Origin of the sequence: Tardiphaga sp. 42S5, from assembly GCF_034044155.1 — a bacterium.
In the GTDB taxonomy this organism is placed as follows: domain Bacteria; phylum Pseudomonadota; class Alphaproteobacteria; order Rhizobiales; family Xanthobacteraceae; genus Tardiphaga; species Tardiphaga robiniae.
In genome coordinates, this window is record NZ_CP139027.1 from 716706 (window position 1) to 734762 (window position 18057).

Below are 18057 nucleotides of genomic sequence, written 5' to 3' on the forward strand. Positions count from 1 at the left end.
TTGGCTGAACTGGCACACATCCAAACTCCCCTTCTCGATATTGCTTATGAACATAGCGGACCGAATGACGGCCTACCCGTCCTGCTGATGCATGGTTTTCCCTATGACATCAGAGGCTATGACGACGCGGTCGACATCATCAACACCGCCGGCTTCCGCACCATCGTGCCCTATCTGCGCGGCTATGGGCCGACGCGGTTTCTTTCCAGCGCGACCATCCGCTCGGGGCAACAGGCTGCGCTCGGACAGGATCTGCTGGAGCTGATGGACGCGCTGCGTATCGGCAAGGCTGTCGTCGCAGGCTATGATTGGGGCGGCCGCGCGGCCTGTGTCGTCTCTGCGCTATGGCCCGAACGCGTGCACGGTCTCGTCAGTTGCACCGGCTACAACATCCAGGACCTGACGAATGCGGCGCGGCCATCCGCTCCCGAGCAGGAAGCGCGACAGTGGTATCAGTATTATTTCCATACCGAACGCGGCCGCAACGGCCTGATCCAGAACCGCGACGCACTAGCCAAACTGCTCTGGAAGATGTGGTCGCCCAGATGGGCGTTCGACGACGCCACATTCGAGCGCTCGGCATCGGCCTTCGACAACGATGACTTCGTCGATGTGGTCGTGCACTCTTATATGCACCGTACCGGCAGCGTCGCCGGCGATCCGAATTATGCTTTTCTGGAGACCCAGCTTGCGACGCAGCCGAAGATCGATGTCCCGACTATCGTTCTGCACGGCGCTGACGACGGCATTGGACCCGTAAAGAATTCCGAGAATCACGGCCAGTATTTTACGGGCCCTTACGAGCGCCGCGTCATCGCGGGCGTTGGCCACAATGTACCGCAGGAAGCGCCCAAGGCCTTTGCCGAAGCGATCCTGCAGCTATGCCGGACCGCTTCGGCTTAAGTCATTACATGAGATGAACCGCATGCGGCGCGAACAGGCCGATCGCCGTGAAGGCGACACCGGCAATCGCCAGTGCACCTGATACCCAGGCTAGCGCGATCATGCCGGTGATGATCGTGGCCGATGCCAGCACGATGCCGATCTGGAATGCGGCGGAGGCCACTTCATAGTGATGATAACGCGCCATTGCGAGGTCGCGCGCATGCTCGGCTTCCTTGGCACGGGCGGCGAGCTGTTCGGAGCCTTCGCCGGTCTCCGGCTCGGAGCGATAACGATCCGCGGTCTTCTTCCAGTCGTCGATCTGCTTGGACAGTGCGGCCTTGGCGGCATCGTCACCCATCAGGCCGAGGCTGAGCCTGGCCTGGTCCGACGTCGCCTGAACGACGGTGCGGCGGATGCTTTTGGCCTGGAAGAACGCCCAGAGGTTGGATGCCTCGACGTTCTTGCTGATAGATTCGGTTTGCGCACCCTTGCCGAGGGTTTCCGAGAACGCCAGAAACAGCGCGATCACGGCAATCAGCAGTGCAATATTCTTGTTCGAGCCGGACGCATGCTCGGCATGCTCCGCGTGCTCCATACTTTCGTGCGCACCCATCGTAATCCCCTCCGGTTGGTCGATGTGTCGATTTGACCGAACCGTGGCGACTTCGCAAGGGGCAGCTCATGACACTTCTACTACAGCTGGGGTTTGCCCGGCCCTACGCTCGCGGGTGTGTGGTCTTGTAGACCTCGAACAGCCGCTCGGTGTCGATGCCGGTATAGATCTGTGTGGTCGACAGCGAGGCATGACCGAGCAATTCCTGGATCGCGCGGAGGTCGCCGCCGCGAGTCAGCAGATGGGTGGCAAAGGAATGGCGCAGTGCATGTGGCGTGGCGCTGTCAGGCAGGCCGAGCGCGCCACGCATCCGCTCCATGGTCAACTGGATGATCCGAGGGCTGAGCGGGCCGCCGCGCGCGCCGACGAACATCGGGCCATCGGCAGGGAGCGGATGCGGACACTGCGCGGCGTAGTCGGCGACGAGCTCCAGCACATTATGCAGCACCGGCACCATACGGGTCTTGTTACCCTTGCCGTTGACGATCAGCACATCGCCCGCGCCGGCTGCCGGCACGTCGCGCCGCTTGAGGCCAAGCGCCTCGGAGATGCGCAGGCCCGAGCCATAGAGCAGCGCCATCACCGCGGCATCGCGCGCCCAGATCCACGGATCGCGATTTTCGCCCGCGCGCTCATCCGCATCGGCGAGGCGCTTGGCCGAGACCATCTGCAACGGTTTCGGCAGGCTCTTGCCGATTTTCGGCGCGCGTATCGCTGACAGCGCACCGACGTTGCCTTTGCCTTCACGCTCCAGAAATCGCCCGAACGACCGCAGACCAGCCAGCGCCCGCATCAGCGAGCGGCCGCCGATGTCGTCGCTACGCCGTGCCGCCATGAAGGCACGGACATCGCTGGTTTCCAGTTTGGCGAAACGCGGCAACGAGACGAGCGCGCCCCAGTGTTCGGCGAGAAATGTCAGAAACTGCCGGACGTCCCGCGCATAAGCCTCCAGCGTCTTCGGCGACAGCCGTCGCTCGGCACGCAAATGCGACAGCCAGCGCGTCATTTGCAGCGAGACATCAGCATCGGCGCAAATGAGATCGATAGGTGCGGGTGCGTTTGGTTTTTTGTCGGAAAGCTTGGCCATCGGGATGCCTTGCAGTTCGCGGTACGCGAACGGGCGGAGATTATCACACCCTGCTCGTTTCACTTTGGTGAACCGCCCGCATCGTCAATCCGGGAACCGCTTCAGGGGCTCCGCGACACCGGCCGGGAGGCCTGTTCGCGCTGCATTCATGGCCATGGCCAGGAAGGTGTAATAGCCATTGATCCCGAGCAGATCGATGACGCCCTGCTCGCCGAATTTGGCGACGGCCTTGTTCCAGGTCGCATCACTCACGCGTTTGGTGCGCTGGATCTCGATCGACATGTCGTAGGCGGCCTCTTCGTCCTCGGCCATGCCAACAGGACGCCGGCCATCGGCAATCGCATCGGCGATGTCGTTGCGCAGGCCGGCCTTGATCGCGATGTCATGATGCGCAACCCACTCATATTGCTGGGTCCATTCGCGTGCGGTGATCAGGATGATCATTTCGCTGAGCCGCGGCGCCAGTACGCTCTTGAACCTGAGATGATCGCCCATCGCCTTGGCGCGCAGCATCACTTCCGGGCTGCGAATCAGCGGCACGAAGGGGCCACGGACCTCGTAGCCCCGGCCGCCGGCGAACTCCTTGGCGGCTTTCTTCTGCGCTTCGGTGTATTTGTCGGCCGGGATCGGCGGCATCCGGTCCTGCGCCAGCACAGGCATTACGACGGCGGAAAACATAACGAATGAGGCGATTGCCCCGGCGAGCCTGTGGCCCATGAAGGGTCTCCCTTTGGCTTATTGTTTTTGTTTCATTGTCGTGGCGGCCCATCGGTCATAAGACCGGGCCACACGGCCGGCACTGGTCCGGCCCGCACCGCGAGCTTAGGTTAGCGGATACCCCATTTCGAGTCTGATTCCGCCGATGGACGAAGCTGCGCGCACCAAAACATCGTCTGGCGTCGTTGACGTGCTGGTGCCGGTCGCGCTGAACCAGGCTTATTCCTATCGCGTGCCTCGTGGCCTCGATCTGCAGCCCGGCGATGTCGTCAGCGTGCCACTCGGCGCCCGCGAGGTGATCGGCGTGGTCTGGGCAGAAAATGCCAATCCCGACCCCCGCCTGCACAACCGCCTGAAAGAGGTTGGCGAAAAATTCGATGTCCCCCCGCTGAAGCAGGAATTGCGCAGCCTGGTCGACTGGGTGGCGAATTACACTCTGTCCGCACGCGGCATGGTCATGAAGATGACGCTGCGGATGGGCGAGCACCTCGGCCCGGAGCGGGTGCGCATGGGCGTCCGCATGGTCGGCGAAGTGCCCAAGCGCATGACCTCGGCACGCGCACGGCTGATCGAGATCCTGTCGGACGGGTTGCTGCACGCGAAATCCGAAGCCGCCAAGGAAGCCGGCGTCAGCGCCGGCGTAATCGACGGCCTCGTCGATGAAGGCACGCTTGCTATTGAAGCCATGCCCCGCGCGCTACCGCCGCCAGCGCCTGATCCCACCTTCGCCGAACCGGACTTTTCAAACGATCAGGCCGTCGCGGCCGAGGCGATGCGGACCTTCGCCGCCAAGGGGGATTTTCACGCCGCTTTGCTCGACGGCGTCACCGGCTCCGGCAAGACCGAGGTCTATTTCGAGGCGGTTGCCGAGGTGATCAGGCGCGGCGAACAGGTGCTGATCCTGATGCCCGAAATTGCGCTGACGGGGCAATTCCTGGAGCGCTTCTCAAAACGCTTCGGCGTGCGGCCGCTGGAGTGGCATTCCGAACTGACACCGCGCACCCGCGCGCGCAACTGGGCGTCGATCGCCAATGGCGAGGCCCATGTCATCGTCGGTGCGCGTTCGGCGCTGTTTCTGCCTTACGCGAAACTCGGCCTGATCATCGTCGATGAGGAACATGACCAAGCCTACAAGCAGGACGAAGGCGCGCATTACCACGCCCGCGATATGGCGGTGGTGCGCGCATCGATTGCGAAGATCCCCATCGTGCTCGCTTCTGCCACGCCATCGGTCGAGTCCGAGGTCAACGCGCGCAAGGGGCGCTATCATCGCATCGCTCTGCCATCGCGCTTCGGCGGCCAGCACATGCCGCATATCGAAGCCATCGACCTGCGCCGCGAAGGGCCGATGCGCGGCCGCTTCATCGCACCGCGCCTCGCCGAGAAAATCCAGATCGCCATAGAGCGCAAGGAACAGGCGTTGCTGTTCCTCAATCGCCGGGGCTATGCGCCGCTGACGCTATGCCGCGGCTGCGGACATCGCTTCGCTTGCACGATCTGCGATGCCTGGCTGGTCGATCATCGCTTTCGCCAGCGGCTGGTATGTCACCACTGCGGCTTCTCGATGCACCGTCCACATCAGTGTCCCCATTGTCAGGCCGAGGAATCGCTGGTCGCCGTCGGGCCGGGCGTCGAGCGGCTGCAAGAGGAAGCGGCGAGCCTGTTTCCGGATGCACGTACCATGGTGCTGTCGAGCGATCTTATTACGTCGATCGATGCGATGCGCACGGAGCTGGCCGAGATCGCAGAGGGCCGTGTCGATGTCATCATCGGCACGCAACTCGTGGCCAAGGGCCATAACTTCCCGCGGCTTAATCTGGTCGGCGTCATCGACGCCGATCTGGGCCTCGGCAATGGCGATCCGCGCGCCGCGGAACGCACCTATCAGATGCTCAATCAGGTCATCGGCCGCGCCGGACGTGAACAGGGCCGCGGCGTCGGCTATCTGCAGACCCATCAGCCGGAACATCCGGTGATGAAGGCGCTGATCGCAAACGACCGCGAAGCGTTTTACGCCAGCGAGATCGAGGCCCGCGAGCGCGCGGGCTATCCACCCTTCGGTCGGCTGGCGAGCCTGATCATCTCAGGCGGCGACCGGCCAACCACGGAGGGCTATGCGCGCAAGCTCGCCGCCGTAGCACCGATCGACGAGCGCATCATGGTGCTCGGCCCCGCCGAAGCACCGCTCGCCATCATCAAAGGCCGCTATCGCTTCCGACTGCTGGTGAAGTCGGCGCGCAATGTCGACCTGTCGCACTATCTCCGCGACTGGCTGGCGCACGGCCCAAAGCCTACAGGCAACCTAAAGCTCGAAGTCGATGTCGATCCGCAGAGCTTTCTTTGAGCTTCGTCATTCCGGAAGGCTCACTCTTGCGAGCGAACTTGGAATGACGGTGTGAACTGACAACGCAAAAACCAAAAAAAAGCCTGCTGTCTTTTGATGACAGCAGGCTCTTTTACTCAACGCTTACTCTACTCAATACACACACAACGCTACTGAACTTGGAAGATCAGGGACGCGACGCGTTTGTCTTGCTTACATGACTTCCGCAACGACACGGCCGACACCACGGCCGGTCAGACCGATCGCGCTCGCTGCGCCCTTGGACAGGTCGAGCACCCGGCCACGGATGAACGGGCCGCGATCGTTGACGGTGACGACAACGCTGCGACCGCCGTGGGTGACGCGGAGCTTGGTGCCGAACGGCAGCGAACGATGCGCGGCGGTCATCGCATTCTGATTGAAGCGCTGACCCGACGCAGTGCGGCTGCCGGACTCATTGCCGTAATAGGACGCAACACCCGAGAAGCTGCGGCCGCCGGTCGAAGGCGCGATCGACGCGTTGGCATCGAACAGCGACGGCTGGCTGGCCTGATGAGTGTGATGCTTGTGGTGATGGCGATGGTGCCGGGATTTGGCCGAAGCTTCAGAAACCGTTCCCCCGAGAACAAGAGCGGCAGTCATGACAGCGATTGCCGTACGCGGCCGGGCGATAGCGCCCAGCGTCGATTTTCCGTAACGCAGCATAAGTTGTTGTCCCTCAGACAGTATTGCCACAAATGTGGCAAGTGGACCCCCGTCCCAATTTCATTGGCTGAGCGTTTGACGACGTAATGAGGCGTAAAATAGGCAACGCAATCGTTCCATGATCAGATGAAATATCTTGTGATGGAACAGAACATGCCTAATGAGCCGCTTTAATGAATTTTTAACTATTAAATATACTGCATATTACATAATTATACTGAATAGCTAAGTGCTCGCCGTGCATGGATAGCATTCGATAAGTAAATGTTAAGCAGTCCGAAACGGTGACATGAAACGCGCACGCCGCGCTGCCCGCCGCGATTTCAATTGCCGACTCACCGTACTCGACGTTGCGTATTCAAAAGAATCGGCACGGCGTACCGTCATACGGAATAAGAAATTCCGCCTCGGAGATGGACGATGAAACACTCCGTCAGCGACCCGATTGGCGCGTCACATCTCCCTGAAATGATTCTTTGCGAGGGCATGCGACAAGGCATCATCAAACGCTTTCGTCGCGTTGCACCAGCGCGCGGGCTATGTTAGCAAAGCCGCGATTTGAACGGGTCACGACATTTTGTTGTGACCTAAAAATCGAAGTCCCGCTTGAATTCCAAGGACTTGGATCGCTAGGCGCCACATTCAGGCGATAGTTATTCCCTTGCGAGTTTGACAGCCTGAAGAGCGCAATTCGTGGCAACACAAGATCCGTCGGTTTCGGGAATGTCCGGTCGTTATGCAACGGCTCTGTTTGAGCTGGCGCGTGACGAAAAGTCCGTCGATGCGGTGAAGGCCGATCTCGACAAATTCGCAGCGATGCTGGCCGACAGCGCCGACCTGGCGCGACTGGTTCGCAGCCCGGTGTTCTCTGCCGAGATTCAGGGCAAGGCCCTCGCTTCGGTTCTGGAGAAAGCCGGAATTACCGGCATCACCGCCAACTTCCTCAAGGTCCTCACCGCCAACCGCCGCCTGTTCGCCATTGGTGACGTGGCGCGCGGCTTCAATGCGCTGGTCGCCAAGTTTAAGGGCGAAGCTACGGCTGACGTCACCGTCGCCGAGCCGCTCAGTGACAAGAATCTCGACGCTCTCAAGACCGCGCTGAAGTCAGTGACGGGCAAGGACGTCGCGCTCAACGTGAAAGTCGATCCGTCCATCATCGGCGGGCTTATCGTCAAGCTCGGCAGCCGCATGGTGGACAGCTCGCTTCGCACCAAACTCAACTCGATCAAGCACTCGATGAAAGAGGCAGGCTGATGGACATCCGCGCCGCAGAAATTTCCGCGATCCTCAAAGACCAGATCAAGAATTTCGGCCAGGAAGCTGAAGTTTCCGAAGTCGGACAGGTGTTGTCCGTCGGCGACGGCATTGCCCGCGTCTACGGCCTCGACAACGTCCAGGCCGGCGAAATGGTCGAATTCGAGAACGGCACCCGTGGTATGGCGCTGAACCTCGAAACCGACAACGTCGGTGTCGTTATTTTCGGCGCTGACCGCGAAATTAAAGAAGGCCAGACTGTTAAGCGCACTCGTTCGATCGTGGACGCGCCGGTTGGCAAGGGTCTGCTCGGCCGCGTGGTCGACGCGCTCGGCAATCCGATCGATGGCAAGGGTCCGATCCAGGCCGACAAGCGTATGCGCGTCGACGTCAAGGCACCGGGCATCATTCCGCGCAAGTCGGTCAACGAGCCGATGGCAACCGGCCTGAAGTCGGTCGACGCTCTGATCCCGGTCGGCCGTGGCCAGCGCGAGCTGATCATCGGTGACCGTCAGACCGGCAAGACCGCAATCGCGCTCGACACCATTCTGAACCAGAAGTCGCTGAACGTTGCTGGCGCTCCCGAGAGCCAGAAGCTGTACTGCGTGTACGTCGCCGTTGGTCAGAAGCGTTCGACCGTCGCCCAATTCGTGAAGGTGCTCGAAGAGCAGGGCGCGATGGAATACTCCGTCGTCGTCGCCGCGACCGCTTCAGATCCGGCTCCGATGCAGTACATCGCGCCGTTCACCGGCTGCACGATCGGCGAATTCTTCCGCGACAACGGCATGCACGCCGTCATCATCTATGACGATCTCTCGAAGCAGGCTGTTGCTTACCGTCAGATGTCGCTGCTGCTGCGTCGTCCGCCGGGCCGCGAAGCTTATCCGGGCGACGTGTTCTATCTTCACTCGCGTTTGCTCGAACGCGCTGCGAAACTCAACGATTCCCAGGGCAATGGTTCGCTGACGGCGCTGCCGGTCATCGAAACCCAGGCCAACGACGTGTCCGCCTACATTCCGACCAACGTGATTTCGATCACTGACGGTCAGATCTTCCTTGAAACCGATCTGTTCTTCCAGGGCATCCGTCCTGCCGTGAACGTCGGTCTGTCGGTGTCGCGCGTCGGCTCCGCCGCGCAGACCAAGGCGATGAAGAAGGTCGCCGGCAAGATCAAGGGTGAGCTCGCGCAGTACCGCGAAATGGCGGCCTTTGCGCAGTTCGGCTCGGACCTCGACGCTTCGACCCAGCGCCTGCTGAACCGCGGCGCACGTCTGACCGAACTCCTGAAGCAGCCGCAGTTCTCGCCGCTGAAGATGGAAGAGCAGGTTTGCGTAATCTGGGCCGGCACCAACGGCTATCTCGACACTCTGCCGATCGCCAAGGTTCGGGGCTTCGAAGACGGTCTTCTGTCGCTGCTGCGCGGCAAGAACGTCGATATCCTCAACGCGATCCGCGACAGCCGCGATCTCAAGGATGACGTCGCCGCCCAGCTCAAGGCCGTCGTCGAAGGTTTCGCGAAGACCTACGCTGCTTAATACTGTCAATGAATGGCCGGCTCCTGCCGGCCATTCGCGTTGATGTCCGGCACGAGGTCGGGCGTTTCGAACGAGAGGTTCGCGATCGGCCAAACGGCCAGATCGCCGGGGTGGACTGAGAATGGCCTCACTTAAAGACATGCGCGTCCGCATCGCCTCGACCAAGGCGACGCAGAAGATCACCAAGGCGATGCAGATGGTCGCAGCGTCGAAGCTGCGTCGTGCGCAGACCGCTGCCGAAGCTGCACGTCCTTACGCCGAGAAGATGGATACCGTGATCGCCAGCATTGCCGGCGCTACAACGGCAGGCTCCGGCCCGGCGCTGCTCGTCGGCACCGGCAAGGATCAGGTTCATCTGCTGCTGGTCTGCACCGGCGAGCGTGGCCTGTGCGGCGCTTTCAATTCCTCGATCGTCCGTCTGGCGCGCGAACGCGCACTGGCGCTGATGAACCAGGGCAAGACGGTCAAATTCTTCTGCGTTGGTCGCAAGGGCTACGAGCAACTGCGCCGTAATTTCGACAAGCAGATCGTCGGTCATCTCGAATTGCGTTCGGTGCGTCAGCTTGGCTTCGTCAATGCCAACGACATCGCCAAGAAGGTTCTCGAACTCTTCAACACTGGCGAATTCGACGTCTGCACGCTGTTCTATTCGCGCTTCAAGTCGGTGATCGCGCAAATCCCGACTGCCCAGCAGATCATTCCCTTGGTGGTCGAGGCGCCTAAAGCCGATGCCGGCCCAACGCCGAGCTACGACTACGAGCCCGCCGAAGATGAGATCCTCGACGGCCTGCTGCCGCGCAATCTTGCGGTGCAGATCTTCCGCGCTCTGCTCGAGAACAACGCTTCGTTCTACGGCGCGCAGATGAGCTCGATGGACAACGCTACGCGCAACGCCGGCGACATGATCCGCAAGCAGACATTGATCTACAACCGCACCCGCCAGGCGATGATTACGAAGGAGCTGATCGAAATCATCTCCGGCGCCGAGGCGATCTAATAACAACCTTCCGGCCTCATGGGCCGCCGTTCAAGTTTCGGACTTCCGAGTCCTTGAAGTTTATGGAGAAGTTTTCATGGCCGCATCCGCCAACCAGACCGGACGTATCACCCAGGTCATCGGCGCCGTCGTCGACGTGCAGTTCGAAGGTTACCTGCCCGCAATTCTGAACGCGATCGAAACCAAGAACGGTGGCAACCGCCTGGTTCTCGAAGTCGCCCAGCATCTCGGCGAATCGACCGTCCGCACCATCGCGATGGACACCACCGAAGGTCTGGTCCGCGGTCAGGAAGTCACCGACACTGGCTCGCCGATCCAGGTTCCCGTTGGCGTCGGCACCCTCGGCCGTATCATGAACGTGATCGGCGAGCCGATCGATGAAGGCGGTCCGATCGCTTCGGAAGGCAACCGCGCTATCCATCAGGAAGCGCCGATGTATACTGAGCAGTCCACCGAGGCTGAAATTCTCGTCACCGGCATCAAGGTCGTCGATCTGCTCGCGCCTTACGCCAAGGGCGGCAAGATCGGCCTGTTCGGCGGCGCCGGCGTCGGCAAGACGGTTCTCATTCAGGAACTGATCAACAACGTCGCGAAGGCGCACGGCGGCAACTCGGTGTTCGCCGGCGTCGGCGAGCGTACCCGCGAAGGTAACGATCTCTATCACGAGTTCATCGAGTCCAAGGTGAACGCCGATCCGCACAATCCGGATCCGGCCGTGAAGTCGAAGTGCGCTCTCGTGTTCGGCCAGATGAACGAGCCTCCGGGCGCCCGCATGCGCGTTGCTCTGTCCGGTCTGACCGTCGCCGAGCACTTCCGCGATCAGGGCCAGGACGTGCTGTTCTTTATCGACAACATCTTCCGCTTCACCCAGGCGGGTTCGGAAGTGTCGGCGCTGCTCGGCCGTATTCCTTCGGCGGTGGGTTATCAGCCAACGCTCGCGACCGACATGGGCGCGCTGCAGGAGCGTATCACCACCACGCATAAGGGTTCGATCACCTCGGTGCAGGCCATCTACGTTCCGGCCGACGACTTGACCGATCCGGCGCCTGCTACCTCGTTCGCCCATTTGGACGCGACGACCGTGCTCAACCGTGCGATTTCGGAAAAGGGCATCTACCCCGCAGTGGATCCGCTCGACTCCACCTCGCGCATGCTGTCCCCGCTGATCGTCGGCCAGGAGCACTACGAGACCGCGCGTATGGTGCAGCAGGTGCTGCAGAAGTACAAGTCGCTGCAGGACATCATCGCCATTCTCGGCATGGACGAACTGTCGGAAGAGGACAAGCTGGCCGTGGCCCGCGCCCGCAAGATCGAGCGCTTCCTGTCGCAGCCGTTCTTCGTCGCTGAAATCTTCACGGGTTCGCCGGGCAAGTTCGTCGAGCTCGCCGACACCATCAAGGGTTTCCGCGCGATCTGCGAAGGAAAGTACGATCATCTGCCGGAAGCCGCCTTCTACATGGTCGGCGCGATCGAAGAAGCCGTCGAGAAGGGCAAGAAGCTGGCTGCTGAAGCGGCATAAAGTTCTTACCCTCCCCCCGCGCGAAGCAAAGCTTCGCTAGGCGGGGAGGGTCGGCGCATTTGCGCCGGGGTGAGTGTGCCACAAGCGCCTTCGCCCTTGGTTACCCCCCTCCCCAACCCTCCCCCGCAAGGGGGGAGGGAGCAGTCAGCGGATAACGACATGGCCACGTTCCACTTCGATCTCGTCTCACCGGAAAAGCTCGCTTTCACAGGCGAAGTCGAGCAGGTCGATATCCCGGGCGCCGAGGGTGATGTCGGCGTGATGGCTGGCCACGCACCTGTGGTGATTGCGTTACGTCCGGGCATCATGACTGTCACCAACGGTGGCAAGCATGAGAAGATCATTGTGCTCGGCGGCCTTGCCGAAGTCTCGGACAAGGGCTTGACGGTTCTTGCTGACGTCGCGACGTCGATCGCCGAGCTTGACCGCGAAGCTTTCGCCAAGGACATCGCGGAGATGGAAGAGAAGCTGGCCGAGAAGGAAGGCTCCGCTCTGGACCGTGCCATCGAGCGCCTCGACCACTTCAAGGTCATCCAGCAGCACATCACCTCCACGGCGATGCACTAAGCGCTATAGCCCGGGTAGCGCTTCGTTTCGTCAGGGCTTCGCCTCAGACAAATTTCGCAAAACTCTCGGCCACGGCGCGATAAACCTCCTGCCGGAACGGCACCACGAGATCCGCGACGCGATCCAGCCGCTCCCAACGCCAGGCGTCGAATTCAGGCGGTTGACCGTTGCGCGGCGTGAGCGGATCGACTTCGGCATCATCCCCGGTGAATTTCAGCGCAAACCACTTCTGCCGTTGCCCGCGGAACTGCCCAAAGCGATGGCTGGGATTCTCGAACGGGATGAAGTCGTAGGTCATCCAGCCGGTCTCGCCGAGATAGTCGGCATGGCTGACGCCAGTCTCTTCCCATAATTCGCGCATCACGGCGACGCGAGGATCTTCGTCGGGATCGATACCACCCTGAGGCATCTGCCATTCCAGGCCCGGCAGAATGATCTCTGGCCCGTCATCCTTGAAACGACGGCCGATCAGAACTTTGCCGTCGGCATTGAACAGTGCGACGCCCACATTGGGGCGATAGGGCCGGTTGTCCGTCATTCCGGCGCTAGCCGTCCGCCAGACCGGCGAATTCCTTCACCACCCGCTCATAGACGGGGCGCTTGAACGGCACGATCAGCTCCGGAAGGTTCTTCATTGGCTCCCAGCGCCAATTGATGAACTCGGCCTTGTGGCCACCAGGTGGATGCGTGACGTTGATTTCCTTGTCATCGCCGGTGAAGCGTACGGCGAACCATTTCTGCCGCTGGCCACGATAGCGACCCTTCCAGGCCCGCCCGGCCACCGTGCGGGGAATGTCATAGATCAACCAGTCCGGCACTTCGCCGAGCTTCTCGACCGATTGGACACTGGTTTCCTCATAGAGCTCGCGCTTGGCGGCCTCCCAGGTGTCCTCACCGGGATCGACGCCGCCCTGCGGCATCTGCCAGACATGCATGTCATCGACGTGCTCGATACCACCGGCACGTCGGCCGATAAAGACGAGCCCTTGCGGGTTGATCAGCATCATTCCGACGCAAGTTCGATAGGGCAGGTCTTCGTAGCGCGCCATTCCGTCAATGCCTCTCGCGTCCGTTCGAGCACTCTTTACGCAGCGATTCGACCTTGCTGAATCGCAGCGATTCGGCCGTGCCGAATTCACCCTAGCCCAAAGACGCTAGCTTGATTTTGATTTCAGCATCGCTGTTGTCAATGGCACCAGCATGACCCCGCGGCTTTCAAGGGTTTTCGCCCAGACGCTGATACGTTCGATCGAGATCGGCAGCGCCGAAGCGACGCCGACAGCCACACCCCGCTCCTTGGCCAGCCCCTCGAGCCGCGCTAGCGCCTTGTCGATGTCTGCGGAGGTCGGCACCGCGTCGATGGCAACATCGGAGCGTGCGAAGGGCATGCCCTGCCCTTCGGCGGCTGCGGCGGCAACGCTGCGCGGCGTCGAGCCATCGTCGAACAATGCAAGCCCGCGTTTACTGGCCTCACGCGCAATGGGTTGCATCGCCGTGTCAGTGGCGATGAAGCGCGCGCCCATGAAATTGGCGACGCCGACATAGCCCTGGAAGCGGCTCATATGCCACATCATGCGATCGAGGTTCTGCTCGGCCGTCGCCGAGGACAACAGCGTCTGCGGCCCGGGATCGTTGTCGGGATAGTCGAACGGCTCCATCGGCAACTGCAGCAGCACCTCGTGGCGCTGCGCACGGGCGCGTTCGACCAGTTTGCCGGGATCCGATCCGTAGGGCGTGAAGCCCAGCGTCACGGCCGGCGGCAGCTTCATGATGGCATCGGTGGTCTTGGCTGCACCGACGCCGAGGCCGCCAATGACGATGGAAATGCTCGGCGTCTTCATCGCCCTGGTGCGCTCGGCCTCGGAACCCGCGGCATAGGCCGTGACCGGCTTCAGCGCGCCGATGGCGATCGGCACCATGCCGTGGCGGGATTTCTCCAGCAGTTTCTGATCGATCCCCGTCATGACCGGCGGCGACACATCGGCCGCAGCGTTGTCCGACCCCTCGCTCGACACCACGACATCCTTACGGGCGCCGCTGGAGCCGTCGATGATGGTAATGGTCTTCTGGCCGGGAACCTCGGGTGCCTTGGCCGTCTCGGGCGTACCGTGCTTGACCTCGACCGGCGGCTTGGCGGCGACCTTCTGATCATCAGTCGCGGCAGGCGCCTTGATCGCTACGCGCGCTACCGGCTCGCCGCCCATCGGGTTGTTATTGAAGATGGCAACACCGAGAAAGCCGAGCAGCAGCAAGGCGAGGATCGTGGCAAGCGCCTGCGTTCCGGAAAAAGGCAGCCGGAACCGCCGCTTACGCGTCGATTTTTGTCCAAGCGGGGCGCTCAAATCGTCCGCCGACACTGCCATGGATCTCCCGAATCAGCCGACCGGACAATAACACGCCCGGTCGCGGCCACGGCACCCGGAAGGGCGCGGGATCACCTGGAAGGATTGCAACAAAAAGGGCGACCCGAAGGCCGCCCTTTCCGCAGAATTGATGCGTATTCGCCGATCAGTTCGGCTTGGCGGCCGCCTTATCGTCTGCTGGCTTGTCCGCAGCAGCAGCGGCTCCCGGCGGCGGCGTGATGATTGCGTTCGACGTCACCTTGATGCCATGGAGCAAATCGGCAGCGGCCTTCAGCGCCTTGTCATTCTTGGCATCCGGCGGCACGTAGGACTGCGAACCGGTCTTCTCGTCGCCATCGTTCTTCAGATGGCCACGGAGCGAAGCCTCGCCCTTGATGTCGCGGGACTTCAGCTCGTCCGGCACGTCCTGCACGATCTCGATGTCCGGGACGATGCCCTTGGCCTGGATCGACTTGCCCGACGGCGTGAAGTAACGCGCCGTGGTCAGACGCAGCGCACCGTTGCCGGAGCCCAGCGGGATGATAGTCTGCACCGAGCCCTTGCCGAACGAGCGCGTACCGATCGTGGTCGCACGCTTGTGATCCTGCAGTGCGCCAGCGACGATTTCCGATGCCGAAGCCGAACCGCCATTGATCAGCACGACCACCGGCTTGCCCTTGGTCAGATCGCCAGCATGCGCCGTGCGGCGCTGGGTTTCTTCGGCGTTACGACCGCGGGTCGAGACGATCTCGCCACGCTCGAGGAACGCGTCGGAAACGGTGACGGCTTCTTCAAGCAGACCGCCGGGATTGTTGCGGAGGTCGATGATGTAACCCTTGACCTTGTCAGCACCGATCGCCGCGGTCTGAGCCGCGATCTCGCGCTTCAGGCCTTCGGTGGTCTGCTCGTTGAAGGTCGTGATGCGGATGTAAGCGATATCGTCGCTTTCAACGCGAGCACGCACCGAGCGAACGCGGATGTTGTCGCGCACGAGGATGACATCGAGCGGATTATCCTGACCCTTGCGGATGATCTTCAGCTTGATCTTCGTATTGACCGGACCGCGCATCTTCTCGACGGCCTGGTTCAGGGTGAGGCCCTGCACGGCTTCTTCATCGAGGCTGGTGATGATGTCGTTGGCCATGATACCGGCCTTCGATGCCGGGGTATCGTCGATCGGCGACACCACCTTGATCAGGCCGTCTTCCATGGTGACTTCGATGCCGAGACCGCCGAACTCACCGCGGGTCTGCACCTGCATGTCGCGGAAGCTCTTGGCGTCCATGTAGCTGGAATGCGGATCGAGACCGGTGAGCATGCCGGAGATCGCCGACTCGACCAGCTTGCTGTCGTCGGGCTTCTCGACATAGTCGCTGCGGACGCGCTCAAACACGTCGCCGAACAGGTTGAGCTGGCGGTAGGTATCCGAGGTCGCTGCGCGGGCACTGGTGCCCATGAACACGGCGCGTGGCTGAGTCACGAAGAGCGTCAAGGCGGCGCCAGTGGCAGCACTCAGCAGAATTATGGAAGTCTTGCGCATCATCCGCGAACCTTTTCGCCTTCGTTAGCGGCCCACCATGGGCCTGGATCAATGGGAGTCCCGTCTTTCCGGAACTCGATATAAAGCACAGGCTGGCTGGCATTGGCCGCAAGGACGGATGCTACCCGGGATGTTGATCCCATGACAGCGATCGGTTCCCCGGTAAGGACGAACTGACCAATGTTCACCGAAATACGCTCCATCCCGGCGATCAAGACATGATACCCGCCCCCGGCATTGAGGATCAAGAGTTGTCCATAGCTACGGAACGGACCGGAATAAACAACCCAGCCGTCACACGGTGTTGTGACCTGCGCACCCGCCCGTGCGGCCAGTGACATGCCCTTTTCGACGCCACCTACACCGTCGGAACCGCCGAAATTGCGAATTTTAACCCCGTTGACCGGAAGTGCGAGCATGCCCTTTGCCGAAGCAAAGGCGATCGCCGGACTGAGCCTGCCGGGGTCCTTGAAGGCGCCGATATTTGGCTTGCCGTTGCTGAGCGCCGCCGGCGTGCCCTGCAGACTGGCTGTGGCCGCCGCCTTCGCCGCCGCCTTGGAGTCCTGCTCCATCTTCGCGATCAGGCCCTGCAGACTGTCGACCTGACGGGACAACGTCAGCGCACGCGCGGCTTCCGCTTCCATGTCCTTTTCCGCAGCCGACTGCTGCTTCTGGCGCTCCTCGGTAAAGGACGCGAGGCGTGTCTGTTCTTCCTTCAGCTTGTCGCGATCGCCGGCAAGCTGATCGCGCTCCGTCGAGATCGCCTTGCGCAAATTCACGAGTTCGCTGAGGTCAGCCACCAGTTGCTCGGCGCGCGCGCGCATCTCGGGCACAACGGAGCCGAGCAGCATCGCGGTGCGCAGCGACTTCAGCGCATCTTCGGGACGCACCAGCAAAGCCGGCGGCGCACGGCGGCCGGCCCGCTGCAAGGCGGACAACACTTCGACGATTTCGCCGCGGCGCGATTCCAGCGTGCCGCGGATCTTCTGCTCGCGCGCATCCAGCGGCCGCAATCGTACTTCGGCATCGTCGATCCGGGTTTCGACGCTGCGGACGCGGGCGGCAATATCGATGAGCTGCTGACTGAGCTTGCCGCGATCCTGTCCGATCGCCGCGATATCGGCTTTCAATTTCGCCTGCAGCTCCGCAGCGCTCTTCTGCTGCGCGCGGACCGCTTCAAGCTCCTGCTCGCGCTGGCGAATGATATCAGGCGACGGCGCATTCGCTTGCTGGATCGGCGTAGCGGTTTGCGCCCGGACCGAGGTCGTCATCAAACCTGCAAGAAAACCTGCAACAGTCGCAGGTACAAGAGTCGCTGATAGTACCATCATCGACAACGACGATGCGTTCGACATCCCGCGGCGAACGGCGGCGTGTTCAGATGGAATGGACCGCGGTGATAGCATCGTGGTTTCGACAGCGCCTTCTTTCAAACGCGATACGCTCAATATAGCGAGCTAAACGCGGTGATACGGGTGGCCAGCTAAAATTGTAGCTGCCCGGTAAATCTGTTCCAGAAGCATGACGCGAACCATTTGATGCGGCCAGGTCGCCGAGCCGAATGCAATGCTCAGTTTGGCTTTGCGCCGCAATTCGGGCGAAAGTCCGTCCGCCCCGCCGATGACAAAAACATTATGCGGCACCGATTCGTCCCGCCACTTCCCGATATGGCGAGCGAAACTGGCGCTGTCCACGCTGCTGCCACGCTCGTCGAGCGCTACTAATACAGCCTTTTCCGGAATCAGCGCCGAAATCGCCGCTGCTTCCTCATTGATCCGGGTCGCCGCATCGCGTGCGCGGCTTTCCGAAATTTCATGAATCGCAAGGCCGCGAAAACCGAGCTTGCGGCCAATATCGTCGAAACGATCACAGTACCGTTCCGCGAGCTCGCGTTCCGGACCCTGCTTGAGCTTGCCGATGGAAATCACAAGAAGATGCATCGGCGCAGACTAGCACGCGTCGCGCCGTTGCCG

The 18057-nt window shown here is 61.5% G+C and carries 17 protein-coding genes; 7 read left to right on the forward strand and 10 right to left on the reverse strand.

Annotated elements, in window-relative coordinates; translation table 11 throughout:
• Positions 1-9 precede the first annotated feature (9 nt).
• Positions 10-903 carry an alpha/beta fold hydrolase gene (locus SFY93_RS03335; RefSeq protein WP_320447682.1) on the forward strand — a complete coding sequence of 298 codons (894 nt, stop codon included), beginning with the start codon at positions 10-12 and terminating at the stop codon, positions 901-903.
• A 4-nt stretch (positions 904-907) separates the two neighbouring features.
• Here SFY93_RS03335 and SFY93_RS03340 read toward each other — a convergent pair whose 3' ends face one another.
• The 3 genes from SFY93_RS03340 to SFY93_RS03350 form a co-directional block, all read right to left on the reverse strand.
• Positions 908-1498 (reverse strand): DUF4337 domain-containing protein, encoded by a 591-nt coding sequence (locus SFY93_RS03340; protein WP_068730131.1) that lies wholly within the window; start codon positions 1496-1498, stop codon positions 908-910.
• Between the two features lie 103 nt (positions 1499-1601).
• Positions 1602-2585: a tyrosine recombinase XerC gene (locus SFY93_RS03345; RefSeq protein ID WP_320446059.1), complete on the reverse strand. Its 984-nt coding sequence runs from the start codon at positions 2583-2585 to the stop codon at positions 1602-1604.
• An 84-nt stretch (positions 2586-2669) separates the two neighbouring features.
• Positions 2670-3302 carry a carboxymuconolactone decarboxylase family protein gene (locus SFY93_RS03350; RefSeq protein ID WP_320446060.1) on the reverse strand — a complete coding sequence of 211 codons (633 nt, stop codon included), beginning with the start codon at positions 3300-3302 and terminating at the stop codon, positions 2670-2672.
• A 145-nt stretch (positions 3303-3447) separates the two neighbouring features.
• Between SFY93_RS03350 and SFY93_RS03355 the strand changes: the two genes are divergently transcribed.
• A complete protein-coding gene (locus SFY93_RS03355) occupies positions 3448-5646 on the forward strand; it encodes a primosomal protein N' (protein ID WP_320446061.1) in 2199 nt (732 codons plus the stop codon).
• 192 nt (positions 5647-5838) lie between these two features.
• On the opposite strand, the gene SFY93_RS03360 is transcribed toward SFY93_RS03355, so the two are convergent.
• A complete protein-coding gene (locus SFY93_RS03360; protein WP_068730140.1) occupies positions 5839-6330 on the reverse strand; it encodes a septal ring lytic transglycosylase RlpA family protein in 492 nt (163 codons plus the stop codon).
• Positions 6331-7023: 693 nt separating this feature from the next.
• On the opposite strand from SFY93_RS03360, the gene SFY93_RS03365 reads away from it, so the two are divergent.
• From SFY93_RS03365 to SFY93_RS03385, 5 genes are all read left to right on the forward strand, one after another.
• Entirely contained in the window at positions 7024-7584 is a 561-nt protein-coding gene (locus SFY93_RS03365; protein WP_320446062.1) for a F0F1 ATP synthase subunit delta, read from the forward strand.
• The gene (gene atpA / locus SFY93_RS03370; RefSeq protein WP_089263245.1) at positions 7584-9119 is read left to right on the forward strand and encodes a F0F1 ATP synthase subunit alpha; all 1536 of its coding nucleotides are present in this window, start codon (positions 7584-7586) and stop codon (positions 9117-9119) included. Before SFY93_RS03365 ends, atpA begins: the two co-directional genes overlap by 1 nt.
• A 121-nt stretch (positions 9120-9240) precedes the next feature.
• On the forward strand, positions 9241-10116 hold the full coding sequence (locus tag SFY93_RS03375; RefSeq protein WP_068730146.1) for a F0F1 ATP synthase subunit gamma: 876 nt from the start codon (positions 9241-9243) through the stop codon (positions 10114-10116).
• Positions 10117-10192: 76 nt separating this feature from the next.
• Positions 10193-11635, forward strand: coding sequence for a F0F1 ATP synthase subunit beta (gene atpD, locus SFY93_RS03380; protein WP_089263243.1), 1443 nt, complete (start codon positions 10193-10195; stop codon positions 11633-11635).
• 159 nt (positions 11636-11794) lie between these two features.
• A complete protein-coding gene (locus SFY93_RS03385; protein WP_093757757.1) occupies positions 11795-12202 on the forward strand; it encodes a F0F1 ATP synthase subunit epsilon in 408 nt (135 codons plus the stop codon).
• 43 nt (positions 12203-12245) lie between these two features.
• Here SFY93_RS03385 and SFY93_RS03390 read toward each other — a convergent pair whose 3' ends face one another.
• From SFY93_RS03390 to rlmH, 6 genes are all read right to left on the reverse strand, one after another.
• Positions 12246-12740 (reverse strand): RNA pyrophosphohydrolase, encoded by a 495-nt coding sequence (locus SFY93_RS03390; protein WP_320446063.1) that lies wholly within the window; start codon positions 12738-12740, stop codon positions 12246-12248.
• Positions 12741-12747: 7 nt separating this feature from the next.
• Positions 12748-13251, reverse strand: a complete 504-nt coding sequence (locus SFY93_RS03395) for an RNA pyrophosphohydrolase (protein WP_068730156.1) — start codon at positions 13249-13251, stop codon at positions 12748-12750.
• A 105-nt stretch (positions 13252-13356) separates the two neighbouring features.
• Entirely contained in the window at positions 13357-14565 is a 1209-nt protein-coding gene (locus tag SFY93_RS03400) for a divergent polysaccharide deacetylase family protein (RefSeq protein WP_320446064.1), read from the reverse strand.
• Positions 14566-14710: 145 nt separating this feature from the next.
• Positions 14711-16087: a S41 family peptidase gene (locus tag SFY93_RS03405; protein ID WP_320446065.1), complete on the reverse strand. Its 1377-nt coding sequence runs from the start codon at positions 16085-16087 to the stop codon at positions 14711-14713.
• Complete coding sequence (locus SFY93_RS03410) at positions 16084-17490, reverse strand: murein hydrolase activator EnvC family protein (RefSeq protein ID WP_414717049.1); 1407 nt, start codon at positions 17488-17490, stop codon at positions 16084-16086. Before SFY93_RS03410 ends, SFY93_RS03405 begins: the two co-directional genes overlap by 4 nt.
• A gap of 51 nt (positions 17491-17541) precedes the next feature.
• A complete protein-coding gene (gene rlmH / locus SFY93_RS03415; RefSeq protein WP_320446067.1) occupies positions 17542-18024 on the reverse strand; it encodes a 23S rRNA (pseudouridine(1915)-N(3))-methyltransferase RlmH in 483 nt (160 codons plus the stop codon).
• Positions 18025-18057 lie beyond the last annotated feature (33 nt).